Origin of the sequence: Carboxydocella sp. ULO1 (assembly GCF_002049255.1) — a bacterium.
Lineage (GTDB): Bacteria > Bacillota.
On record NZ_BDLQ01000101.1, the window covers coordinates 32,346 to 53,472 of the forward strand.

Below are 21,127 nucleotides of genomic sequence, written 5' to 3' on the forward strand. Positions count from 1 at the left end.
GTATAACTACATTTACCCCTCCTTTTGCAAGTAAAAAATAAAACTTTGGAGGAAAATATCGTTTAATGTAGAATTTTTTCTTTGTAAAGGAGGCTTACTATGAGTAACCAAATATTCAGCGTAAAAAAAACTTGCCCGATATGTCATACAGTAGTTGAAGTTTATCGGGTAAAAAGCAGCAGTTATAGCCTTATTGGAAGAGACTCTGACTTTTGTCCCCAGTATAGTGGTATTAATCCCCTTCTTTATCAAGTAGCTGTTTGTCCCCAATGCCATTATGCTGCTCCCAGCAAAACTTTTGGAACCGATCACCCTTCCGAGGAAAAGGAAAGACTAAAAACTTTACTGCCTATATTAAAAGCTAAGGACCCTGAATTTAAGTTTGAGCCGAACTGGACATATGCTGCTATGGCTTTTGAGTTATTAATTCGCACTATGCAAATATGCAAAAAACCGCCCCATAAATTGGCTCCGCTATTTCTAAGAACAGCCTGGTGTTATCGTTTTTTGGGAAATCAAGAGAAAGAAATATTTTTTCTGGAACTAGCCTGTAAGCATTATGAAGAAAACTATTTAAATAGTTATACTCAGAATGAAATGTCGGAAGTAAGACAGCTCTATTTAATCGGTGAGTTAAAACGCAGACTGGGTAAATTTGATGAAGCCATTTTCTGGTTTAGTAAAGTTGTTTCCCATCCCCAAATTAAAAACGAACCTGAGGTAGAACGACTTGCGCGAGAGCAATGGTATATTACTAAAGAACAAAAACAGGAAAAAGATAACAAGAACTCGGCCCAACAACAAGCAAACGGCAATATTATGCCAAAAGAAATTAATTTAAACATAAAATTATATGAAAATCAGTACATTTGGCTAAAGTCATTTTTGCAAGAAATACCTTTACCTCCCCATCAAGCTATATCTGAATTTCTTAGTTTCTTGATCACTAGACTTCAAAAATCAGAAAATCTCAAGGACATCTATGATGAATTCAAAAACACCCTCTCCAGTTTTTAACTGGAAGAGGGTGTATTAATAATATGAATTGCACGTTTGATTGTTCTTTTTAACTCTGGAGAAACGTTAGGATCGTCAAGCATCTTCTGGAAGCTTTTAAGGGCCGGGGTGAATTTCAATTCAGCCAGAGTATATACTACTTTCTCCTGCACAATATAACTGCCGTTCTTTAACAGAGCGCTAAGGGCAAAGCCGCAACTTCGATCACCTATCATAGCCAGGGTTTCACAAATTGCCAGAATGATGGAAGCATCATCAGCTTGCAGTGCAGTGATTAAAAATGGTAATGCCTTTTGTTTGCCTAAATGTCCAATTGCATCAATTAGATAAATTTTTATCTCTTTGTCTGCCCTCGCATACCAGCTTTCCAGCAAAGGTAACCATCCTTGCCGATTACGATCTACAATTAAATCTAGTAAATACTTTATTTGTTCAGGATATAATCTGGCTAGAACCCCCATAGCTGAGTTGATGCCATGAGTTGGTCCACCTAATAACATACGGTCTTCGACTGTATTTATTATATCTTCTACAATCCAGGGGGTTATTATTTTACTCCCGGTTTTGTTCAGTTCTACTTGGCCATCTGCTTTTAGGTTTAACCAATTAGATGGAATCAAGTCAAGATCATATGAATCTTCTAGACTGTTTAGCAAACCTATACGGCATTTTTCCAGTTGTATAAGCTGGCTAAGATAAAAGTCCCAATCAGAATTGATGCCAACTAACCACAACTCTGTTCTAAATTGCCAGGTTAGCTGAAAGTCTTTATTGTCCTGCCATAATCTAATAAAATCGAGGATTTGTGGTTGCCACCTGGTGAGGAAATTGTACTGTTGCCGCCAGGCCATTTTAAATTTTGCCCAGATTTCCTCTGGCAAAGGAAAAGTTTCTGTCAAATAATGCATCGGCTGATCAAGCGCAATAGGAGATAACAAAAGAAACAAGAGGTCCTTTTCTTCGCCCTGTTCTGTCTGCCAGGGTGATATTTCAACCAATATTTCCTCAGCCATCCCCTGGCCTAGAACATTGGGGAAACCATGCTGGATCACAAACTTATCCTTTAGTAGCTCCTGGGCTAATACTGTATGCCACCAGGGCTCAAGCCGATGCAAAAACCAGAGGATATCTGGTAGCATGGTTTGCTCCAAATAGCCAACAGCTAACGGGCTTCTTGGTCCCCCCCAGCGATGGAAGCAGACATCCCGTACACTATTGGCTATTCTGTTCCAGTCTGGTGAAGGTCTGGGATTGCGCATATGCTTGCACTCCCTGTTTATAACCTAAGTTATAGGCATTAAGATTTATATCAAGCAAGTGGCTGGGAATTCTTTGCTGTAAAGCCTCTAAAATCGACGTGGAATCAAGCTCTTTTGTTAAGGCGGCAATCGCGCCTAGGGCTACAATGTTAGTTACAATTTCTTTACCGATATTTTCTTTAGCCAAACGGGTAAATGGAATCTTGAACAGCTGGCAATTAGTATTAACTGTATGGGGGACCAGGTCCTCATCGACTATTATGATTCCTCGCTCTTGGACGGAATTATGATATTTATCATAGGCCTCCTGAGACAAAGCCAATAATAATTCCGGCATTTCAACTTTGGGATAATCAATGGGCTCATCACTTATTTTAACTTCTGCCTTGGACGCTCCACCCCGTGCTTCCGGTCCATAGGACTCGGTCTGAACTACGTTTAGTCCCTGCCGGGTTGCGCCTTCAGCCAGCAAGATAGCTGCCAGAATTATCCCCTGTCCACCAGTACCTGATAAACGAAATTCTTTTAACATACTAGTTGTCCCCCTTTTGCCATCTGGCCTTTTGTGAAGCAATAAGCTCACCAAGTTCAGGCCGCTCCTCCTGATGTAAAATACCGATTAGGAACTTTCCTTCCGGTTTTACCCCCAGGTTTTTGGCTACATCAATATTCAATGCTCTTTCTTTTTGCCATTTCAGCATATCCGCCGGGTTGCCCATTCCATTTCTTCTGCCAAAGGCAACAGGACACTGAGTAATCACTTCTGTAACCGCAAATCCTTTGTGTTTTATTCCCTCGGCAATAAACTTTGCGGTTAACTGAGTATGATATGCTGTTGAACGCGCGACAAAGGTAGCACTAGCTCCTTTAGCCAGTTCAACCGTGTCAAAAGGCTGCTCGAGTTGTCCATAAGGTGCAGTGGTTGCTTTGCTTGTAGCTGGTGTCATAGGGCTTGCCTGCCCACCGGTCATTCCGTAGATCTGGTTATTAAATATTATGACATTCAAATCCAAATTGCGTCGGGCGGCATGGATAAAATGATTGCCGCCAATTGCTAATGCATCACCATCTCCCATTAAAACAAAGACTGATAAATGGGGCTTGGCCAGTTTAATACCGGTGGCAAAGGTTAAGGCCCGGCCATGGGTAGTATGAACAGTATTAAAGTCAAGGTAACCGCTGGCTCGAGCAGAACAGCCAATGCCGGAAACAATCACTACCTCATCCTGATTCAAGCCAGCCCTTTTAATGGCCCTGATAATGCCTGCCATGACCAAGCCATTGCCACACCCAGGGCACCAGATATGGGGTAAACGATCCAGCCGCAAAAATGGCTTCAGTTCAGTTAACATAAAGATCCCACCACCTTTTCCAAAATTTCATTAGGTGTGATCAACTCCCCATCAATCCGGTGAATGCCCTGTACCTTACAAAGGCCGGCAACAACTCTTCCTATTTCCCTGGTAATCTGGCCCTGGTTCATCTCGACAACAAAAACTCTTTTTTTATTCTTGACAATGTTCCTAAGTGAATTATCCGGTAATGGCCAGAGGGTAATCAAACGCACAAGTCCTACTTTTAAACCATTAGCTCTTAGCTTGCGCATTGTAGCAAACGCGGATCTGGCAGAACAACCATAGCTAACCAGTAGATAATCTGCATCATCAGCATAATAGGTTTCATAAAGCTCAATTTCCTGTCGGTTTAGTTCAACCTTCCGCTGAATTCTTACGAGCTGTTCCTCAATAAGTTTGGGGTTATTCGTAGGAAAACCTTTAACATCATGGACTAAACCCGTTATGTGATAACGATACCCATGCCCAAAAGGTGCCAGCTGAATTCGCCCTTTTTCATCGGCCCGATAGGGCTGATATTCTTGAGGTGAAAGAGCAGGAAGTGCTCGCTCTGCCTTTTGAGCGAAATTTAATTCTTCGGCTATATCTATGCTTTCCCGCATATGTCCAATAACTTCATCCATAAGTAAGATAACTGGCATAGATAGTAGTTCGCTGAGCTCTACCGCCTTTTTAGTCAGGGTATAACATTCTTCTACACTCCAGGGGGTAAGTACAAGGGCTGGATGATCTCCATGAGTGCCCCAGCGTGCCTGTTGTACATCAGCCTGACCAGGGGCCGTCGGGACGCCTGTACTTGGCCCCATGCGCTGCACGTTTACTATTAGACAAGGGACTTCTGCCATATAACCATAGCCAATATTTTCTTGCATCAAGGAAAAGCCTGGGCCGCTGGTCGCAGTCATGGCTTTTACTCCAGCCATACTCGCACCTAATACCGCCCCCATACTGGCAATTTCATCTTCCATCTGGATGTATGTGCCTTGATATTTTGGCAGTTCAGTTGCCATCATTTCTGCAATCTCGGTAGACGGGGTTATCGGGTACCCCGCATAAAATCTAACTCCCGCAGCCAGTGCCCCATAGACACAGGCTTCGTTGCCTTGTACCAGTTTTCTCCCGCTCACCCCTCATTCCTCCTTGAACACTTCAATAGCATAATCAGGGCAATGTTCACTGCACATTTTACAGTTAATGCATTTTTCAGGACTTACAGCCACTGCCTTTCCCAAAAGAGATAGTTCCAGGACATTTTGTGGGCAAAAAGCTACACAAATACCGCAACCTTTGCACCAGCGACTGTTAATTTCAATTTTAACCACTTTTTCCCCTCCCCGTTCTCTTTCTATACTTAATTATAATGTCTTTATTAGCAGAACAACAAGATAATTTTGTATTTTTTGAAAACTTTTTTTACATACTTTATATTTGACACCTATTTTTTGTATGGCGCATATATTGTCATTACTAGGGCAACAATAGTTAGTGGTGATGTTTATGGCCAAAGTTGTTGCCCTACTCCTGTTCCTGGCAGGAGTTGGCGCCACCCTCTACATTTTATACCGCTCCCTCTTGTCCCTCCTCAAAAACTAAGCCGGAGCCCCAGGCTCCGGCCTTTTTTCTAACTGGAATTTGACTTTTTACTAGCTCTTTGATAACCTTTTTGACGTAGTCTCTGTCTAACTACTTCAGCAGTTAATGGCGACCAGCTACTTCGGGCTTGTCGATCAACCTGACTTTCACAGCGGTCACAAATCGAACGGTCTTTAGGACGTTCTAGAGGTTCTTCACAAATTCTACACCACTGGCTCATAGACCTCATCCTTTCGCTCTCTTCTTACCAACAATATAGCTAGATAATATGGAATTTTCATTATTTTTTTCGCTAAGAGTTTTTTTTTACCTGTCCAGATGTCAGTACATTCGTTAGTAAACATATATAACCATTTAGACTGTAGATAATACCGTTTAGCGTGCAATTAGACAGCTAGCCTTAAATTGTCCTGTTTGATAAAAAGGAGCGATACATGAATGAACCAATTCCCTCCTCTCCCTGAAGAGTATACAACCAAAATGCAGTCCTGGCTTGGCAATGAGTTCACCGCTTTTCTTAACTCCTACTCAACAACCGCTCGGAAAGGGTTAAGGGTAAACCTATTAAAGATCCAAACACATACTTTGAAGCAAGAGCTCCACTTTTTAGAAGAACCGGTCCCCTGGTGTAAGGAAGGTTATTATATATCCCGGTCAGCGAAAGCCGGGAATCACCCCTATCACCAGGCAGGCCTGTATTATTTGCAGGAGCCAAGTGCCATGGCCGTTGTAAGTGCTTTAGACCCCCGGCCTGGTGAATGGATCCTGGATTTATGCGCTGCTCCTGGCGGAAAATCTACCCAAATAGCTGCCCGCCTGGGCGGTCAGGGATTGCTATGGTCTAATGAACCATCTGCAACCAGACTAAAAGTGCTGGCAGAAAATATAGAACGACTGGGAGTTGGTAACTGTATAATCAGCAACGAACTGCCTGCCAAACTAGCTCAAAAATTACCTCAGGTTTTTGATAAAATTGTTGTTGATGCTCCTTGTTCAGGGGAAGGAATGTTCCGCAAAAATCCTAGTTTGCGAGCTCAGTGGACCTGGCGCGGGGTGGAATTCTGTGCTGAACGCCAGAAAGAAATACTCTCTGCCGCTGTGACAATGCTCAAACCAGGAGGTACCCTGGTTTACTCAACTTGCACCTTTAACCCTTTTGAAAATGAAGGGGTAATTGACTGGCTTTTGACTCATTTTCCCGAATTAAGTCTAATTTCCCATCCAGATCCCTTACCTGTTTTTGATGGCGGACATCCCGAATGGCTTCTCTTAAATAATCGCGAGCTGGAAAAATGCACTAGATTGTGGCCTCATAAACTGGAAGGCGAAGGACATTTCATTGCTCTTTTGAGAAAAACAGAAACGGGTATCTCTTCAAAGATCCAACGAGCTAATGTTAATATAACAAATTCAGCTTTGAAAACGTGGCAAGCATTCGCAAAAGATTTTTTGGATAGCTGCCCAGAAGGATTTTATTTTGAAAGAAACCAGCATCTTTTCTGGCTCCCCTTACAGCCCCCTGATTTTAATGGGCTTAAAATTTTGCGTCCTGGACTGCTTTTAGGAGCATTCAAGAAAAATCGGTTTGAGCCTGCTCATAGTGCCGCTCTAGCCTGGCCGTTAATTAAAACAATTAATAATGTTGAATTTGGACCTGATGATCAACAATTATTCCAATACTTTGCTGGCCATCCTCTACCTGCTTCAGGCAATAAAGGCTGGCTAACTATAACAGTAAATGGTTTTCCAGTAGGCTGGGGTAAAGATGATGGACATTTAATTAAAAATCATTATCCAAAGGGATTAAGATGAAGCCCCGGCATTTTGCCGGGGCTTCTTTTACACTTCTGCACCAATACCGGTATTGGCCCGTACGTAGAGTTCTTCGAATTTCTCTTCGGCTTCCGGTTCACGATAGAACAAGCTGCCCAGATAGGCACCCAGGAATCCTAACGGAACAGAAACAATAGCCGGATTCTTCAGTGGAAAGATTGCAGTCTTTGGATCCATCACATTGGGGCCTAGCAGGAGGAAAATGATACAGGAAGCCAGGCCAACCAGGATACCGGTTACAGCACCACCAGTATTGAACTTCTTCCAGAATACCGAGAAGACAATAACCGGCACATTGGCAGAGGATGCAACTGCGAAGGCCAGAGCTACCAGATGGGCGACGTTTTGGCCTTTAGCTAGAAGCCCCAAAATTATTGCTACAATACCAACAGCTACAGTTGTTCTCTTCGCGACTTTAACCTGAGTAGCTTCATCCACATTGCCACCCTTAATTACATTAGTGTAAAAATCATAGGCAAAGGCACTGGATGCAGCCAGAGTCAAACCGGCAACTACTGCTAAGATTGTAGCGAAAGCAACCGCAGAAACGAAAGCTAAACCAGCTTCACCACCAATTGTATTAGGTCCACCGAATAGATATTGGGCCAGCATTGGAGCTGCCATATTACCGCCTTTTTCAGCAGCTTTGACCGCATCTGCTCCAACAAAGTATGCTGCTCCGAATCCAAGGAAAGTTGTCATAATGTAGAATGAACCGATTAAAATCATTGCCCAAACAACGGATTTCCGGGCCTCTTTTGCAGTAGGTACAGTATAGAAGCGCATGAGAATATGAGGCATTCCGGCAGTACCTAAAACTAGCGCTAATCCTAATGAGATTAATTCAATGGGATTCTTATATAATTTCCCTGGCTCCAGGAATGATTGGCCGTACTTCTGGCTTAAACCGCCAAAAAAGTCCACGAAATTGAAGTTAAATTTTACTAAAACCGCAAAGCTTAAAACAATTGCACAAGCCATTAATAATCCCGCTTTTATGATTTGTACCCAGGTGGTTGCCAGCATACCACCGAAGGCAACATATAAGATCATCATTATACCGATTATAATAATGGAGGTTTCATAGGATAAGCCGATTAGCATTTTAATTAAGCTACCTGCACCCACCATTTGGGCTAATAGATAAAAGGTGGAGATAACTAGAGTAGAAAGGGCTGCTGCAGTCCGCACCGGCTTGGGTTTTAAGCGGTAAGCCAGCATATCGGCCATGGTATATTTACCGCTATTTCGTAAGGGTTCGGCTACGACCAGTAGAACAGTAATATATGCTACCAGCCAACCTACAGAATACATAAAACCATCATAGCCATTTAAAGCAATGAGTCCAGCAATCCCCAGAAATGAAGCGGCACTCATATAGTCACCGGCTATAGCAAAACCGTTCTGAATACCACTTAAGCTGCGGCCAGCAGCATAGAATTCGGCAGTAGTTTTAGTACGTCGTGCTGCCCAGTAAGTAATAATCAGGGTAGCAAGAACAACAAGAGCAAATAGACCAAAAGTAATAATCTTCATCTACCCTTCCCCCCCTGTTGTTGCTTAATTTTTTCTGCCAGCGGATCAAAGGTATTATTAGATACTGAGCTATAAAGTCCGGCAATTATCCAGGCTACGAAAAACTGGGAAAGTGCAAATAAATAGCCAAAATTAATAGCACCAACAATCTTTGTTTTCATTAAGCCAGGGGCATAACCAGCTAAAATAGGAAGTGCAAAGTAATAAACAAAAGAAAATATGATGGTAGGAATCAAAAATTTTCCTTTGGCGTTAATAAGAGTTTTAAAATCAGGACTATCAGCGATTTTTTTCCATTCAGCCTGGGAACGTTTTGGATGTTCAATTACGTTCTGACCCATTCCAACCTCAGTATTAATGCTCATACTGCCACTCCTTTCTTAAATTAATTGAGGTTAGTTATTGTCTGCTACGGGCTCCTGGCCTCAAATTACCTCCTTTCCAAATACTGAATTGTTTAGTCATATTATAAGCCAGCCCCTAAAATTCGACGAGAAAAATCCCGGGAAAAAACAGAGATAGTCACTAAACTGCTCAAAAACATGAATATTTGTTAACTAAAACATTTAGCTACATTTAAGTTTTGCACTGAATTGCTATTCATATAAAACTTTTTGCCTTTCGCTCTACCATTTAGGGTAAAAAAAAGACCTATCCTATGTCTGGATAGATCTTAACATTCTCTTATATTGAGCAGGATTAACAGACTTAAAAAAAACTCTTCTCCCGCATATTTTACAAACTGGGCGTACCTGATTTGTGATTGGATCGCGTCGTTTAATGATTTTGGATTCATCATAATGTTCATATCCGCATTTGCATACTATGGACATTTGCTGATGTAACCTCCTTGGCATTAAAATGCAGGAATTAAGGTCAGCAAAAAGAGCAACCCTCCCAGACTACTCATAACCGCTCCAAAAGCTTTATAACCAAAGGAAGTTTTTCCACTTAATCCAAAGAAAAAATATATACCTGCAGCAAACATAACTCCGCTAATAACTGTTCCATACATATGGGCCATTAAAGTTGACCAATCCATGCTATTTCCCCCTTTTATTTCTCTTATTTCAATTATAGTGACAATTCTGGCAGTTCTACCATCCTCTGATTGTGCCAAAAAAAGACTACCCCGGAGGGTAATCTTTTTGCTCCAGATGAACTAAATATTCTATATGCTGAGATTTTCGTGAACAGAAGGATATAGAAATTTAAGGCAGAAAAATGCCAGGATTACGAATAAGAAACTGATAATAGCCAACCAGGCTGATTTTTTGCCACGCCAGTTTTGCGTTCTCCATAAATGTAAGTACAATCCGTACACAAGCCAGGAGATCAAAGCCCAGGTCTCGATGGGATCCCAGCCCCAGAAACGCCCCCAGGCTTTATATGCCCAAACTGCTCCTGAAGCAATCATTACAGCAAGGTTAAAGAATCCTATACCTGCAAGCCGATATTGCCATTTCTCGAAAATCTCTTTTCTTTCACGCAGATATAGAGCAGCAGCTACAGCCGAAAGCAAACAGGAACCATAGGACAGTTTAGCAAAGAGCACATGTATGATCAGCCAGTAAGTAGCATATGAAGGTGGAAGTTCTGTTTGCTGGGGGGTTTGGAAGACAGCATAAGCTATAACTACCATAGCCAAAGGATATACGATAAGGGCGCCGTTTTTTAGTTCAGGTAACTTATAGCTTAAAATACCGAAAAACAATAAGGCTACCCACATGTCAGAAATTAATACTTCATAAAAATTATGATAGGGGCCATGATTAACCTCTATCCAGCGTAGAATTAACGCTATAGTATGAAAAACAAAGCCGATTATACCTGAATAATTACTAAACCTAAGCAGAATGGGTTTATACCAGTAGCTGTGAACAACCCAAAAAACAAAGGCGACACCATAGAAACTAACGCTTGTCCATAAATTTATTACTTGAAGTTTAAACATGTTATCCCTTCTTCCAAAGCAGTGGTAGATAATGATAGGCGCTACCAATAATCAGCAAGAGAGTTCCTGGCCAGATTATACTATTGCCTGGCTGGTATTTAACAGAAAACGCCAGCCAGTATGAGGTTTCAAGCCATTTAATTTGTTGTCCATTAATGAATACTGTTTGTCCTTGACTTAAAACTTTCTCTTTTGTTTCTTTTCCTTGTTGATAGATTAAAATCAATTTTTGCTCTTTCAGCTGGCCTTTTAGGTCTAAATCACCAGTTTTTAAATTTCCTTCGTACACTTCCTGGTTATTTAATTTTTTAGTTTGTAGACTCCAGTGAATCAGTTCATCCGTTAACTCTAATACAGGAGCATAGCCTCTTTCCAAAGGCCAGAAATAAAGGCCGTTTGACTGAAATGAATTTACATAATCAAAAGGTATCTGAGCTATGGCGTTGTTTTTCCTGTTTACTACCAGTAAATTTCCATACTTAACTTTAGGTTTACCCTGATCCATTTCTACTTTTATATCTTGGAGCGTGATTTCTAAATCCCCTTCCCACGGGGAAGCAAATTTGCCCTCCCGATAATTTAATAAATTGCTTTTATCAACAATCCTGGTTTGTCCAATCCCCAGTTGTAAAATACCTTCTTTTCCCCAGAAAAAATTGATACCATTTCCCAAAAGGACTAATACTAGTCCAATATGAAAGAGCGCTAAGCCAATTTTGTTTTTACGATAATTAACCAATTGTTTAAGGGTACAGGCTGTAAGATTGAAAAAAAACAATATCCCTAAAATAAAAAACCAAATAGAATCCAGCAGCTTCTTTTCAGGTTTAAGCATAGCGATAATCAAGAAAATACAATAAACTAATATGATTAAATTAGCTAATCGGATACTGGATAATACTCTTAACATACTAATTACTCTCCATTAATTTGAATGTGCACTGCAAAGATTAGTATCATTAACCCGGCAGTTATTTGCACTATAGTTACCACTACTTTCTTGATAGTAAGTAATTTTGGCAATACTACTTTTGTAGGGATTGGATTCCAAACTGGTGTTCAGAATCAGGTGTTTATTGCTATTAAGACCGTGTACTACCGCAGAATGACAATACTGGCAGCGAATGCTGTTTAATTTATCCGTGTGATAAGCATGCAGATTGCCTCTATTACTATTATAAAATCCTGTGAGATTTGAATCTCTGTAAGGATCTCTTTGGGCATAAGCGTTATAATTATGACAGCGAAAACATAAATGCTGGCTGTTTCCAGTTCCTGTATTATTATCATAAAGTCCTTTTAAAATCTTAACATTTGTAGAGCCATGAGGTCCTCTGGCTGCACCTGAAACCGGAGAGCCATGACAATCAGTACAGAAGATCCTGGTACTTGCGGAATAGCCGGAAACAAAAATTCCCTTTGTGTTGGGACTATCTGCTTCTACTGGATGAAAAGCCTTATTATTAGGATTAAATTCCCTGGCAATATCCCGTAAAGTTAAAGCAGCATGGGTTGGGTTGGCTGGATCCCAGGTTGAGTGACAGCGATAACATAGTTCGTATTGATACGAAATACTTATTTTATAATTCCAGTCCCCTTCTGCGACCTGACTCCAGGCTGGCCGCGCAGGTGGTGCAACTCCGCGGCTATAAGACAAAGCACCTGAAGCAGCTGGCGCAAGGGGACGGTTATCATTAACATTATGAGGGTTATGGCAATCAACACATCTCAGTTTATCAGAATTACCAGCCAAAGATATGCCTGCCACCGGGTGAAAGGAAATGGTGCCAGCTGCAAAAAGTGATTTAATATTATAATTGCTGGCAGATCCATCATGACAAGTAAAGCAAAGAGTTGAAGTAGAACTGTTACGCACCAGTCGATACTCCGGTGCCTGGTGCAGTTGGTGACATATTCCACATTTTGCAGTACTGGTAGAATAATTGCGATGAGGCACAAAATAATCCGAAGTTCCTGTCGCAAAAGACCATTGAAAATTTCCTGGAAGTGGATTATTATTGCTATCTTTAATCCCAGAAACTCCGCCAATAACAAAAACAGTATAGACTTGATTAGTATTCAATTTTGTTGATGCAGGATTTAATGTCAGGGTAGCCACCCTGGTATTACTATCATAAGTGACAGTTGTATTTAGTAAATTATTATTACTATCCTTGAGATAAAAAGTACTTGTATTAATTGTAGCAGCATTCATAGGCCGGTCAAAGGTAATAGTAATAGGGGATTTAACGGTATCAATGCCTGCCCCTTGATCTCCTGCCAGGGGCCTGTAATTTATAATTAATGGATAGTCAGGGGCTGCCATAACCGGAATTATGGGTAAAAATGAGAAAAAAAACAATAAGATAATCTGAAAAAATTTTTTCATTTTCTATCGACCTCAATCCTCTGTACTATCCGGTTATTTTCTTTGTCTGCAATTAGTACTTCGTTACCGAAAACCCTTACGCTATTTGGGAAATATAAGAACTGGCCAGTTGACAGCTCATTAATTTGTTCAACAATTTTATATTCCTTATTTAAGATTAAAACAGAATGATTAAAAATGTCGACGGCCCAAAGCAAATCGCGGCGCTCATCCCATGCCAGACCGCGTATTTGCTTGCCTCTTAAGGTGGGGATATCCCCTAGCCAACTGCCATTTATATCGAAAATATCTACTTCCTGGTTGCCAAAATCGCTGACATAAATTCGTTTGTTCCCTTGATCATAAGCGATACCGTAAGGATAATAGACCTGGCCTTTTTCATGGCCCGGCTTAGCGATTTTCTGAATGATATTACCCAGGTTATCCAAAACAATTACCTGATGGTAAAAAACATCAGCCACAAATAATCGCTCTTGGTTGTCTCCTGTAATAAAAACAGGTTTAACTATAGCCCCATTTGTTGATAAAAATAGACGATTGATCAAATTTCCATTTTTATCTAATATCAGTATTTGATTACTATTTAAATCACAAACATAAAGATGGTTGTTTTGCCACCAAATACTCCCAGGGGCGAAATTTCCCTCTAAGTTTATAACTTTTACTATTGTGCCGTTATTATTGACGGCACTAAGCCGCTGGTTTGTACTTTCAGCAATCCAGTATAAATCGTTACCTGTCTTAGCTACATCCAATGGTTGATTAAGCATTCTATTATTACCAGATGGCCAAAAATGATAAATCGTTTTTCTTGCAGGACTAGAATAAGATAATGAATAATCGTGAGAGAAATAATATGCTCCAATTCCTAGAAAAAAAACAACAGCAAATAAGAAACAGCTAATTTTTCTGGCCATTTTCCCACCCCAGAAGAAGGTCGAGCGGGGAATCATGCTAGATTCCCCGCGCCTAATTATTTAGTGAAAGTTACAATATTATTCGTATCTGCCGGGTTTACCTCATTAAAGTTCAGGTCTTTAATATTGGTAGCACCAATCGCTTGCAGTTCGACTTTAATCTGGTTACCAGGAGTAAGACTAGAGCCGAGAGTTAACAGTACAGTACGTCCATCGGGCTGCAGAGTAGCAGATGTTACAGAAATATTCTGGCTAGCTGTCATGTCTGTCACCTTGTAATGTCCAGTGTTTTCAACACTACCAGCAACACCAGTCGGATCGGTTTTATCCCTCCACATGTACTGGTCGAAGCGGATTAGAATGGTATTAGCAGTGGGTGAAACAGCTTTACCAGGTAGCAACGAACCAGTCTGACCATATTCTTTTGAACCATCTTGAGCAGGATCTAAAACCTGCACCAGTACCGGTTTTACTGTACTCTTTGTTCTGTTGTGACAGTTCTGGCAGACTCCCCTGTTATCCATCCTCAGGTTTTTGGGAGATTCATAGCCATTAACTGTATTTAGATTAGTATTACTATTAAGCTGGATCTGGTCATAAGTCTTTATTCCAGTTACCTGCACAAAGGTCCCATGGGCGTAATGACAGGTCAAACATATAACAGTATTGGCAGCTCCGGTGCTAGTACCATCATTTCCGATGCTGGCCAGCGGTAAAACCAATTTACTGGAATTATAACCAAAAGTACCATCATTTGTGTTAATGTCATTTAAACCTGAATTGGGTCCCATTTTCATCTTGTGGCGATAATAATTGGGCATATAATATCCACTTTTCTGTGAAGCATTGCTGGAAAGATAGTCATAGTGGCACGCGCCGCAGAAAGTAGCAATTTCTTCGTTGTATTCTGTTTTTTCATCACTAAAAGGGTTATTTACCTTAATTACTACTTTAGTTCCAGAAGTAGATGTATCACGCCAGATGGGGTTCCCACTGGTATCTGCTGTTTGTATTCTGGTTACCAGCAGACGGCTGTTAGAAGTTCCGTGGGGCTGATGACAACTTGAACAACGCAATTCCACGTGACCGTTTGTTTCCTGGTAACCTCCAGGGGCATTAAACTTTACATAAGAAATTGAGCCATCGGTATTTATAGTTGCTTGTTCATTTACTCGGTGTTTAGCCGATACTTTTACTACAGTAGCTACTTGTGCCGGCCCCTCAACCACCAGCATGCGTTCAAAACCACCACCATTAGTAGCATAGCGATAGCCATTGTTGGTATCCCAGATCATACCATCTTTAACATCATAGGTACTTTGCCCATTAAAACTATGGCAATAAGTACAAACTCCATAAATTGGGTTTTGAGCTGCAGCTGTATCAAACCTGATTAATCTTATACTTTTAGCTTGGTGTAATTGATGGCAGCGTCCACAACCATTGGTATTGGTGGTATAACGACCGTGAGGCCCACTGGTGACCGGTAAATTGTTATTGAAATTAGGATCCATCACCCCTTGGAAATTATCAGGATCTCCCGGATCGTGTTCATAAGTAGTAGCAGGAGTATTGGGATTGGCATTGGTCAAACCAACAGTATCAATTTCTACTACAGTAGCACCACTATTATGACTGTACTGTAACTTGTAACCATTACTTGCTCCGGCTATGGTTATAGTAGTTCCAGCTATACCAGCTACTCGCACCCGTTCTTCCTTGCCAATTACGCCTTGGTCAAGGACCAGTACATCGCCAACATCAATATTAGTGGTACTGGTAACAGTGATCGTAGTTCCTCCAGCACTGGCCGCGCTGCTAAGGGTAGTACTGGCCAATGGTGGAGTTGTTGGTAAAGCGTAAGCTGCTTGAGCGCTGAATAAAAGCAGAGATCCAATTAATGATATTTGGGTCAACCAGCGCCCTTTCAATATAGGTCCTCCTCTCTTTTTTAAAATAGACATTTAACCCATCACCCCTTTATTTTTATATTGTAAGGCATCTGCCTTACAGGCTCATTTAATACTTAAATACACTTACCCGCTTATTGGCATATTCTGTTACATAGACTTTACGTCCTGAGTAGGCGATTCCACTGGGCAAGCCTAAAGTATCACCATTAGCGGTCTCGTTAAAATTAAATCTAAATTTTCCATTTTTATCAAAAACATAAACTCTGTTTTCCAGACCGGAGACGACATAGATATTACCCTGTTCGTCCTGGGTGATGCCTCTTGGGGTCAATATTTCTCCTTTATTGCTTTCATTCTCACCAAGAATTTTGATAAATTTCCCTTTGTTATCAAAAATCTGCACTCTATTATTGTTACTATCAGCCACAATAAATTCTCCCCGCTCATTAATTACAAAGCCGTGGGGTTTATTTAAGAAGCCTTTTTCTGTACCTTTGCCGCCAAAAGCTAATTTCAGGTTACCTTGATGATCAAAAACATATATACCGCTGCGAACCAAATCGCTGATTACTATTCTATTGTCATCTACATATATCGTCGCAGGCACATTAATTCGATTCTCCTCCTTGGGAAGCCAGTACCCCTTGAAATCTCCCTGGACAGTAAAGATTGCGATTCTTGCCAGTCCTCCGTCAGCCACATAAAGCTTTCCAGCGTGAATTGCCAGACCATAAGGATTTCTAAGCTTTTTGTCTTTTTCTCCAATAATCCTCAATAACTTACCATTCTGATCAAAGACCAACACTCTACCTGCGTCCGAGTCAGAGACAAAAACCTCATTGTCATAAACTGTTATACCTAAAGGTTGTTCTAAAGAATACTTTTTGTCCCCATACATAGACAAAACATATTTGGGAGGTTCACTTATATCGCCTACAGGTATGGTTTCCAGGGGGTCTGTTTTTTGCCAGTAAAAATAGGCAAAGACCAGCAATAAAATTATTAGACTTGCCAGCGATAATTGCTTAAATTTTTTCTTGTCCATAATAGTGCCCCCTATTTTTTGGCCTTCAACTTTTCCAGGGCTTCCTTAGCTGGTTGAAAATCAGGCACATATCGCAAAGCCAGCTCATATTGCTGGATTGCTTCTTTTATTTTGCCTTTACCCTCTAACGCTTGACCTATCAAATAGATATAGTCTACTGTGCCTGGGTTAGCCTTTAGCACAAAATGAAAATGCTTTAAAGCATCATCATACTTTTTAGTCTGCAGGTAGTATTCGCCCAGTGTAAGTCTGGCTTCTGTAAAGGCTGGCCTTTCCTTGATAAGTTCTTCGAGTAATTTAACCGCTTTTTGATCTTGATTTTTTTGCAGATAAATCAAGGCCATATTATATTTAGCTGCAACGTTCTTCTTATCAATTTTTAAAGCATTCTGGTATTCTTCCAGGGCCCGATCATAATTACCGGCCTGTGCAAAGGCCCAGCCCAGTTCAACCCGTAATAGCGCGTTTTGCGGATATTTTTTTACATTTTCCATGGCAACTGCGAGATCATATTCGGTTTTGGACTGGAATTCTGGTTTGTTCCAGAACAGAAATTTACCAATAGAATAGAATACTAACAGACCGGTTATTATGAGAATGGTCAAATAGATGATTGCGCGGTTTAGCGGAATAATGTTTTCTTGAGGCTGTAAGTCCATATTTTTCACCTCATCGGCTCCATTTTATTGCGATGACATCCAAAACACAGGTAATTTCCAGGTCGTCGCCACATCCTGGGATTACCAGTACCATGGGGATGATGGCAACTTAAACAAGTGACGCTACCTCCTTCAGCGCGATCTGGAAACTTCTCGCCATAAGGATGCATTTTTTTATACCAGCCGATTTGCCTTTCATTATCGTGACAATTCAAGCACAGGTATGGGATGGGCTTTCTTAACATTCGCATATTATCCGAAGCATGGGGATGATGACACTCAATGCAGCGTCCATCCCGAAAAGGAGGATGTTTAACAAGTGCGTATTGGCCCGGCAATGTAGCAAAGTGACAGGTGTTACAGAGCTCGTTTACTGGAGCTCTGAGGTTTTTGGGATAAGGTGAGCTGTGAGGATAATGACAACCGAGACACTGGTTAGTTGCAAACGGCGGATGCTGAACTTTGTATTTACCATATCTAATCCCCATATTATGACAGGTATTGCACAATAACTGCGGTACCAGGCGCAGATTATATTGATTTGGAGAACCATGGGGATCATGACAATCCGCACATTTGCCCAGCTCAAAAGGTCTGTGTTGATATTGATTTTGTTTATCCCAGATCCGATTATGGCAGGTAAAACATAATTCATTTAAAGGTAAAGTGTACTGAGCACTGGCTCCAGGATGGCCAGTTACAACATGACAAACTCCGCATTGACCCATTACTGCCGGAAGATGAGTGTTTTTTTCCTGCAGTTTTTGCACAAGCGTATCGTGGCAGTCCAGGCACACCTTAAACTCTCGTGGAATGCGATTAATTAAGTTTTTTTTGCTTTCTACTTCCGCATATTTATTTGGTGACACCAGTCCCAATAAGCTTTCGAGGAAAAATTCTTTCAGGTCAAGCTGATAAATATTAACAAATATTCCCACAATTATCAGCCCGATCAGAACAACTATTAGCAGTTCTTTTACGGCCATTAACCTCTAGTCCTTTCCTTTCGGAAGGGAGGAGGGGGAAGGGATTTATTCCCCTCCCGTCTACCTGCCGATCTTTCAGTTAATTTGATGAATGTTATAGGCCCTATGACATTTAGCACAATGGTTACTTGCATGACAATTAAAACATTTACCTTCCACGATCCCAATTGACTTAACTACATTTGGATGAAGTTTTCGCCAGTTGGTTGGGTGATTGGTAATATTCCCCTGTATCCCATCCCTTGGTTTGTGGCACTTGAAACAATAAATTCTCTGGGTAATTCGTTCCGACGGATCAGGTTTATTTTCATTATGACAAACCAGACAGGCTGCCCGGTTAGGTATTGCCTGTTGCTTATGCACAATTGGCCAAATTTCGGTATGGCTGGGTGGTTTATTTATGTGACATCCTGAACAGAAAGCATTGCTACGAGCGAACTCAGCTGGTTTGTTATTATTGCCCATATTTACAGCTCTGTCTTTGGTATAAGCATGGCACATCTCGCAGACCCCCACGTCTTTCTGAGCCATCAAGCCATGCTCCCCTTTCCAGACCCATTTATTTCTATCTTGATGGGACTGGGGTTTTAAATCCTGTAGATGACACCATGAGCAGTTAGTAGGTACTCCTCTTTCGAGGTGACACTTGATACAAGTTGGCATTGCAGGGCCTTTAAAAGTGACAACTCCTGCACCGCGAGATGGTCTTTGTCCATGAACAACTCCAATATGACATTGCACACACTGAATACCTTTAGCCAGGTGCTCCTTATGTGGCACCTTAATAGGTATTCGTGGTGTAACCTGACGGTTTTCAATTGCGTGACACTCAAGGCAAATTTCTTTATCAACTGGAATTTTACCCTGCACACTATCCGGTATGATGTTTGTTTTGGGAATCAAACTGATACCAATGCCTGTCTCGCGGTGGCACTGTTCACACTTGAAGCGGGCATGATTACCCTTCTGCATTGCTTGAGCCACTGATAACCCCTCGTGGCAGCTGCTGCAGAGTTTTGGCGCTACCAATTTTTGCAATTCATAGGTGGTAGCGAAGGATAATACCAGCGTAATCACCAGAATCAGAATAAAATGTTTCCAATGCTCATGGCTCCAGGCTTTTATTTCCTTCCACAGCATCTGCTCCACCTACTTCAAACTGGCAAGATAAGAAGCCACTGCATTGATCTCTTCTTTAGAGAGGGGTACTGTGGGCATCTGTGTATTGGGATTAACAGCCTTGGGATTTGTGAGGAATTTAACAATATAATCCTTGTCACGATAGCTGCCGACTTTGGATAAATCAGGTGCAAAACTTCCTCCATCCCCTTTGATTTTGTGGCAAGACTTACAGCTATTAGCTTCGATGGTCTTTATGGCAAACTCAAAAGTTTTTTCCTGACTCAATGGTTGCGCATTGCCACTTGGGATATTGTTTGATGGCTGCGCAGTATCAGTTTTATTTGTTCCTTTCAGACTCATTAAATAGGTAACGATATTGTTGAGATCTTCTTCAGCAAGCGGCAACTTGGGCATTGGCGTACCAGGTTTAACAGCTGATGGATTATTCAGGAATTCCTTGAGCTTGTTTTCGTCATAATTAGCTACTACCTTGGCCAAATCCGGACCTGCTGTGCCACCTTTGCCATTGACAGCATGACAACCAATACAGTTGGTTTCAACAGCTGATTTACCTTTGTCAGCATTGCCTCCACCACCATTATTAGGGGAGCCGGACGTTTCAACTGCCGCTCCAGAACTGCTACCTGCATCAGCTCCCTGTAAACTGGCCAGAAAATCAGCTAATTGCTTAATTTCATCGTCAGTCAATTGTTGTTTAGGCATACCCGAGCCTACCGAAGCAGGATCTTTAAGGAACTTAGCTATTTCTTCACTGCCTTTATATTTCTTGGGACCTTTACTTAAATCAGGGGCAAAATCAGCACCCTGTCCCTCAAATTTATGACAGGATGTACACTTTGCCAGCAACACATCTTTACCGGGGTTGCCTTCTCCGGCAGCAGCCTTAACCTGGTTCGGCTCCAAGGCCGAAAAAACTACTACGGTTGAGATTGCTATAATACTTAATACTGCCAGTACAGAAGCGGTAATAGCTTTAGCTGCCGAATCTTTGACTGGTGAATTTTTGCTTACCAGCATCCAGGTAACAATGTAGTTAATAAAGATAATGGCGATAATAACACCATATTTCCATTTTTCAAAGAAGGTTATGGTATGCTGGGTATTTTTACTTCCATCATCCATCCCCAGTATAGTCAGAACTATAATTCCTACCATTGTTACTATTGCCGATGAAGTAGCCAGTGGCCGTTTTTTAGGATGACGGGCCGGATTCTTGTCCAGGAAAGGCAGGAATAATAACAAACCAATGAAAGCAGCCGGGAAAAGAACGGCAGCAACAACTTCCATACTACCCGGGAAATACTTCAAAAATTGAAAGAGAAAAAGGAAATACCACTCTGGACGAGGGATGTAAGACGTATCTGTGGGGTCAGCTACAGATTCATTGGGCAAATCAATGGTTACAGCCAGAAACATTACAATAATTATCGTTAATAACATAACCACGGCTTCTTTGAGGATATGGCCAGGAAAAAAGGGCTCCCCTTTCCCGTGTTGTTTTAGATCAGCCATTCTTCTGCCTCCTTAA

At 41.3% G+C, this 21,127-nt stretch carries 20 protein-coding genes; 2 read left to right on the plus strand and 18 right to left on the minus strand.

Going from position 1 to position 21,127, the window contains the following annotated elements; translation table 11 throughout:
* The first annotated feature begins 99 nt into the window (after positions 1-99).
* Positions 100-1,017, plus strand: a complete 918-nt coding sequence (locus tag ULO1_RS11425; RefSeq protein WP_078664387.1) for a DUF2225 domain-containing protein — start codon at positions 100-102, stop codon at positions 1,015-1,017.
* Here ULO1_RS11425 and ULO1_RS11430 read toward each other — a convergent pair.
* The 5 genes from ULO1_RS11430 to ULO1_RS11450 form a co-directional block, all read right to left on the minus strand.
* On the minus strand, positions 1,014-2,168 hold the full coding sequence (locus tag ULO1_RS11430) for a HEAT repeat domain-containing protein (RefSeq protein ID WP_079906855.1): 1,155 nt from the start codon (positions 2,166-2,168) through the stop codon (positions 1,014-1,016). The two genes, ULO1_RS11425 and ULO1_RS11430, sit on opposite strands and share 4 nt — an antisense overlap.
* Positions 2,169-2,229: 61 nt before the next feature.
* Positions 2,230-2,808, minus strand: a complete 579-nt coding sequence (locus ULO1_RS11435; RefSeq protein ID WP_079933631.1) for a 2-oxoacid:acceptor oxidoreductase family protein — start codon at positions 2,806-2,808, stop codon at positions 2,230-2,232.
* A gap of 1 nt (position 2,809) precedes the next feature.
* The gene (locus ULO1_RS11440; protein ID WP_079933632.1) at positions 2,810-3,628 is read right to left on the minus strand and encodes a 2-oxoacid:ferredoxin oxidoreductase subunit beta; all 819 of its coding nucleotides are present in this window, start codon (positions 3,626-3,628) and stop codon (positions 2,810-2,812) included.
* A complete protein-coding gene (locus ULO1_RS11445) occupies positions 3,622-4,758 on the minus strand; it encodes a 2-oxoacid:acceptor oxidoreductase subunit alpha (RefSeq protein ID WP_079933633.1) in 1,137 nt (378 codons plus the stop codon). Before ULO1_RS11445 ends, ULO1_RS11440 begins: the two co-directional genes overlap by 7 nt.
* Positions 4,759-4,761: 3 nt before the next feature.
* A complete protein-coding gene (locus ULO1_RS11450; protein ID WP_200806964.1) occupies positions 4,762-4,953 on the minus strand; it encodes a ferredoxin family protein in 192 nt (63 codons plus the stop codon).
* A gap of 709 nt (positions 4,954-5,662) precedes the next feature.
* On the opposite strand from ULO1_RS11450, the gene ULO1_RS11455 reads away from it, so the two are divergent.
* Positions 5,663-7,036 (plus strand): RsmF rRNA methyltransferase first C-terminal domain-containing protein, encoded by a 1,374-nt coding sequence (locus ULO1_RS11455; protein ID WP_079933635.1) that lies wholly within the window; start codon positions 5,663-5,665, stop codon positions 7,034-7,036.
* A gap of 27 nt (positions 7,037-7,063) precedes the next feature.
* Here ULO1_RS11455 and ULO1_RS11460 read toward each other — a convergent pair whose 3' ends face one another.
* The 13 genes from ULO1_RS11460 to ULO1_RS11520 all read right to left on the minus strand — a co-directional run bounded on the left by ULO1_RS11460 (position 7,064) and on the right by ULO1_RS11520 (position 21,111).
* A complete protein-coding gene (locus tag ULO1_RS11460) occupies positions 7,064-8,593 on the minus strand; it encodes a cation acetate symporter (RefSeq protein ID WP_107753386.1) in 1,530 nt (509 codons plus the stop codon).
* A complete protein-coding gene (locus ULO1_RS11465; protein WP_200803449.1) occupies positions 8,590-8,958 on the minus strand; it encodes a DUF485 domain-containing protein in 369 nt (122 codons plus the stop codon). Before ULO1_RS11465 ends, ULO1_RS11460 begins: the two co-directional genes overlap by 4 nt.
* 491 nt (positions 8,959-9,449) lie before the next feature.
* Positions 9,450-9,635 (minus strand): hypothetical protein, encoded by a 186-nt coding sequence (locus tag ULO1_RS11470; protein ID WP_078664380.1) that lies wholly within the window; start codon positions 9,633-9,635, stop codon positions 9,450-9,452.
* Between the two features lie 129 nt (positions 9,636-9,764).
* Positions 9,765-10,547 (minus strand): cytochrome c biogenesis protein CcsA, encoded by a 783-nt coding sequence (ccsA, locus tag ULO1_RS11475; RefSeq protein WP_079906847.1) that lies wholly within the window; start codon positions 10,545-10,547, stop codon positions 9,765-9,767.
* 1 nt (position 10,548) lies between these two features.
* On the minus strand, positions 10,549-11,457 hold the full coding sequence (locus ULO1_RS11480; protein WP_078664378.1) for a hypothetical protein: 909 nt from the start codon (positions 11,455-11,457) through the stop codon (positions 10,549-10,551).
* A gap of 15 nt (positions 11,458-11,472) precedes the next feature.
* Positions 11,473-12,936 (minus strand): cytochrome c3 family protein, encoded by a 1,464-nt coding sequence (locus ULO1_RS11485; RefSeq protein WP_079933636.1) that lies wholly within the window; start codon positions 12,934-12,936, stop codon positions 11,473-11,475.
* A complete protein-coding gene (locus tag ULO1_RS11490; protein WP_143325459.1) occupies positions 12,933-13,853 on the minus strand; it encodes a hypothetical protein in 921 nt (306 codons plus the stop codon). The genes ULO1_RS11485 and ULO1_RS11490 overlap by 4 nt, the downstream gene beginning before the upstream one ends.
* A 56-nt stretch (positions 13,854-13,909) precedes the next feature.
* Positions 13,910-15,691 carry a cytochrome c3 family protein gene (locus ULO1_RS11495; protein ID WP_159071867.1) on the minus strand — a complete coding sequence of 594 codons (1,782 nt, stop codon included), beginning with the start codon at positions 15,689-15,691 and terminating at the stop codon, positions 13,910-13,912.
* Between the two features lie 181 nt (positions 15,692-15,872).
* Positions 15,873-16,811: a hypothetical protein gene (locus ULO1_RS11500; RefSeq protein WP_079906841.1), complete on the minus strand. Its 939-nt coding sequence runs from the start codon at positions 16,809-16,811 to the stop codon at positions 15,873-15,875.
* A gap of 11 nt (positions 16,812-16,822) precedes the next feature.
* Complete coding sequence (locus tag ULO1_RS11505) at positions 16,823-17,470, minus strand: lipopolysaccharide assembly protein LapB (RefSeq protein WP_079906840.1); 648 nt, start codon at positions 17,468-17,470, stop codon at positions 16,823-16,825.
* Positions 17,471-17,475: 5 nt separating this feature from the next.
* Positions 17,476-18,456, minus strand: coding sequence for a cytochrome c3 family protein (locus ULO1_RS11510; RefSeq protein ID WP_078664372.1), 981 nt, complete (start codon positions 18,454-18,456; stop codon positions 17,476-17,478).
* Positions 18,457-18,531: 75 nt separating this feature from the next.
* Entirely contained in the window at positions 18,532-19,596 is a 1,065-nt protein-coding gene (locus ULO1_RS11515) for a hypothetical protein (protein WP_078664371.1), read from the minus strand.
* 9 nt (positions 19,597-19,605) lie between these two features.
* Positions 19,606-21,111 (minus strand): c-type cytochrome, encoded by a 1,506-nt coding sequence (locus ULO1_RS11520; RefSeq protein ID WP_079933638.1) that lies wholly within the window; start codon positions 21,109-21,111, stop codon positions 19,606-19,608.
* Positions 21,112-21,127: the final 16 nt, after the last annotated feature.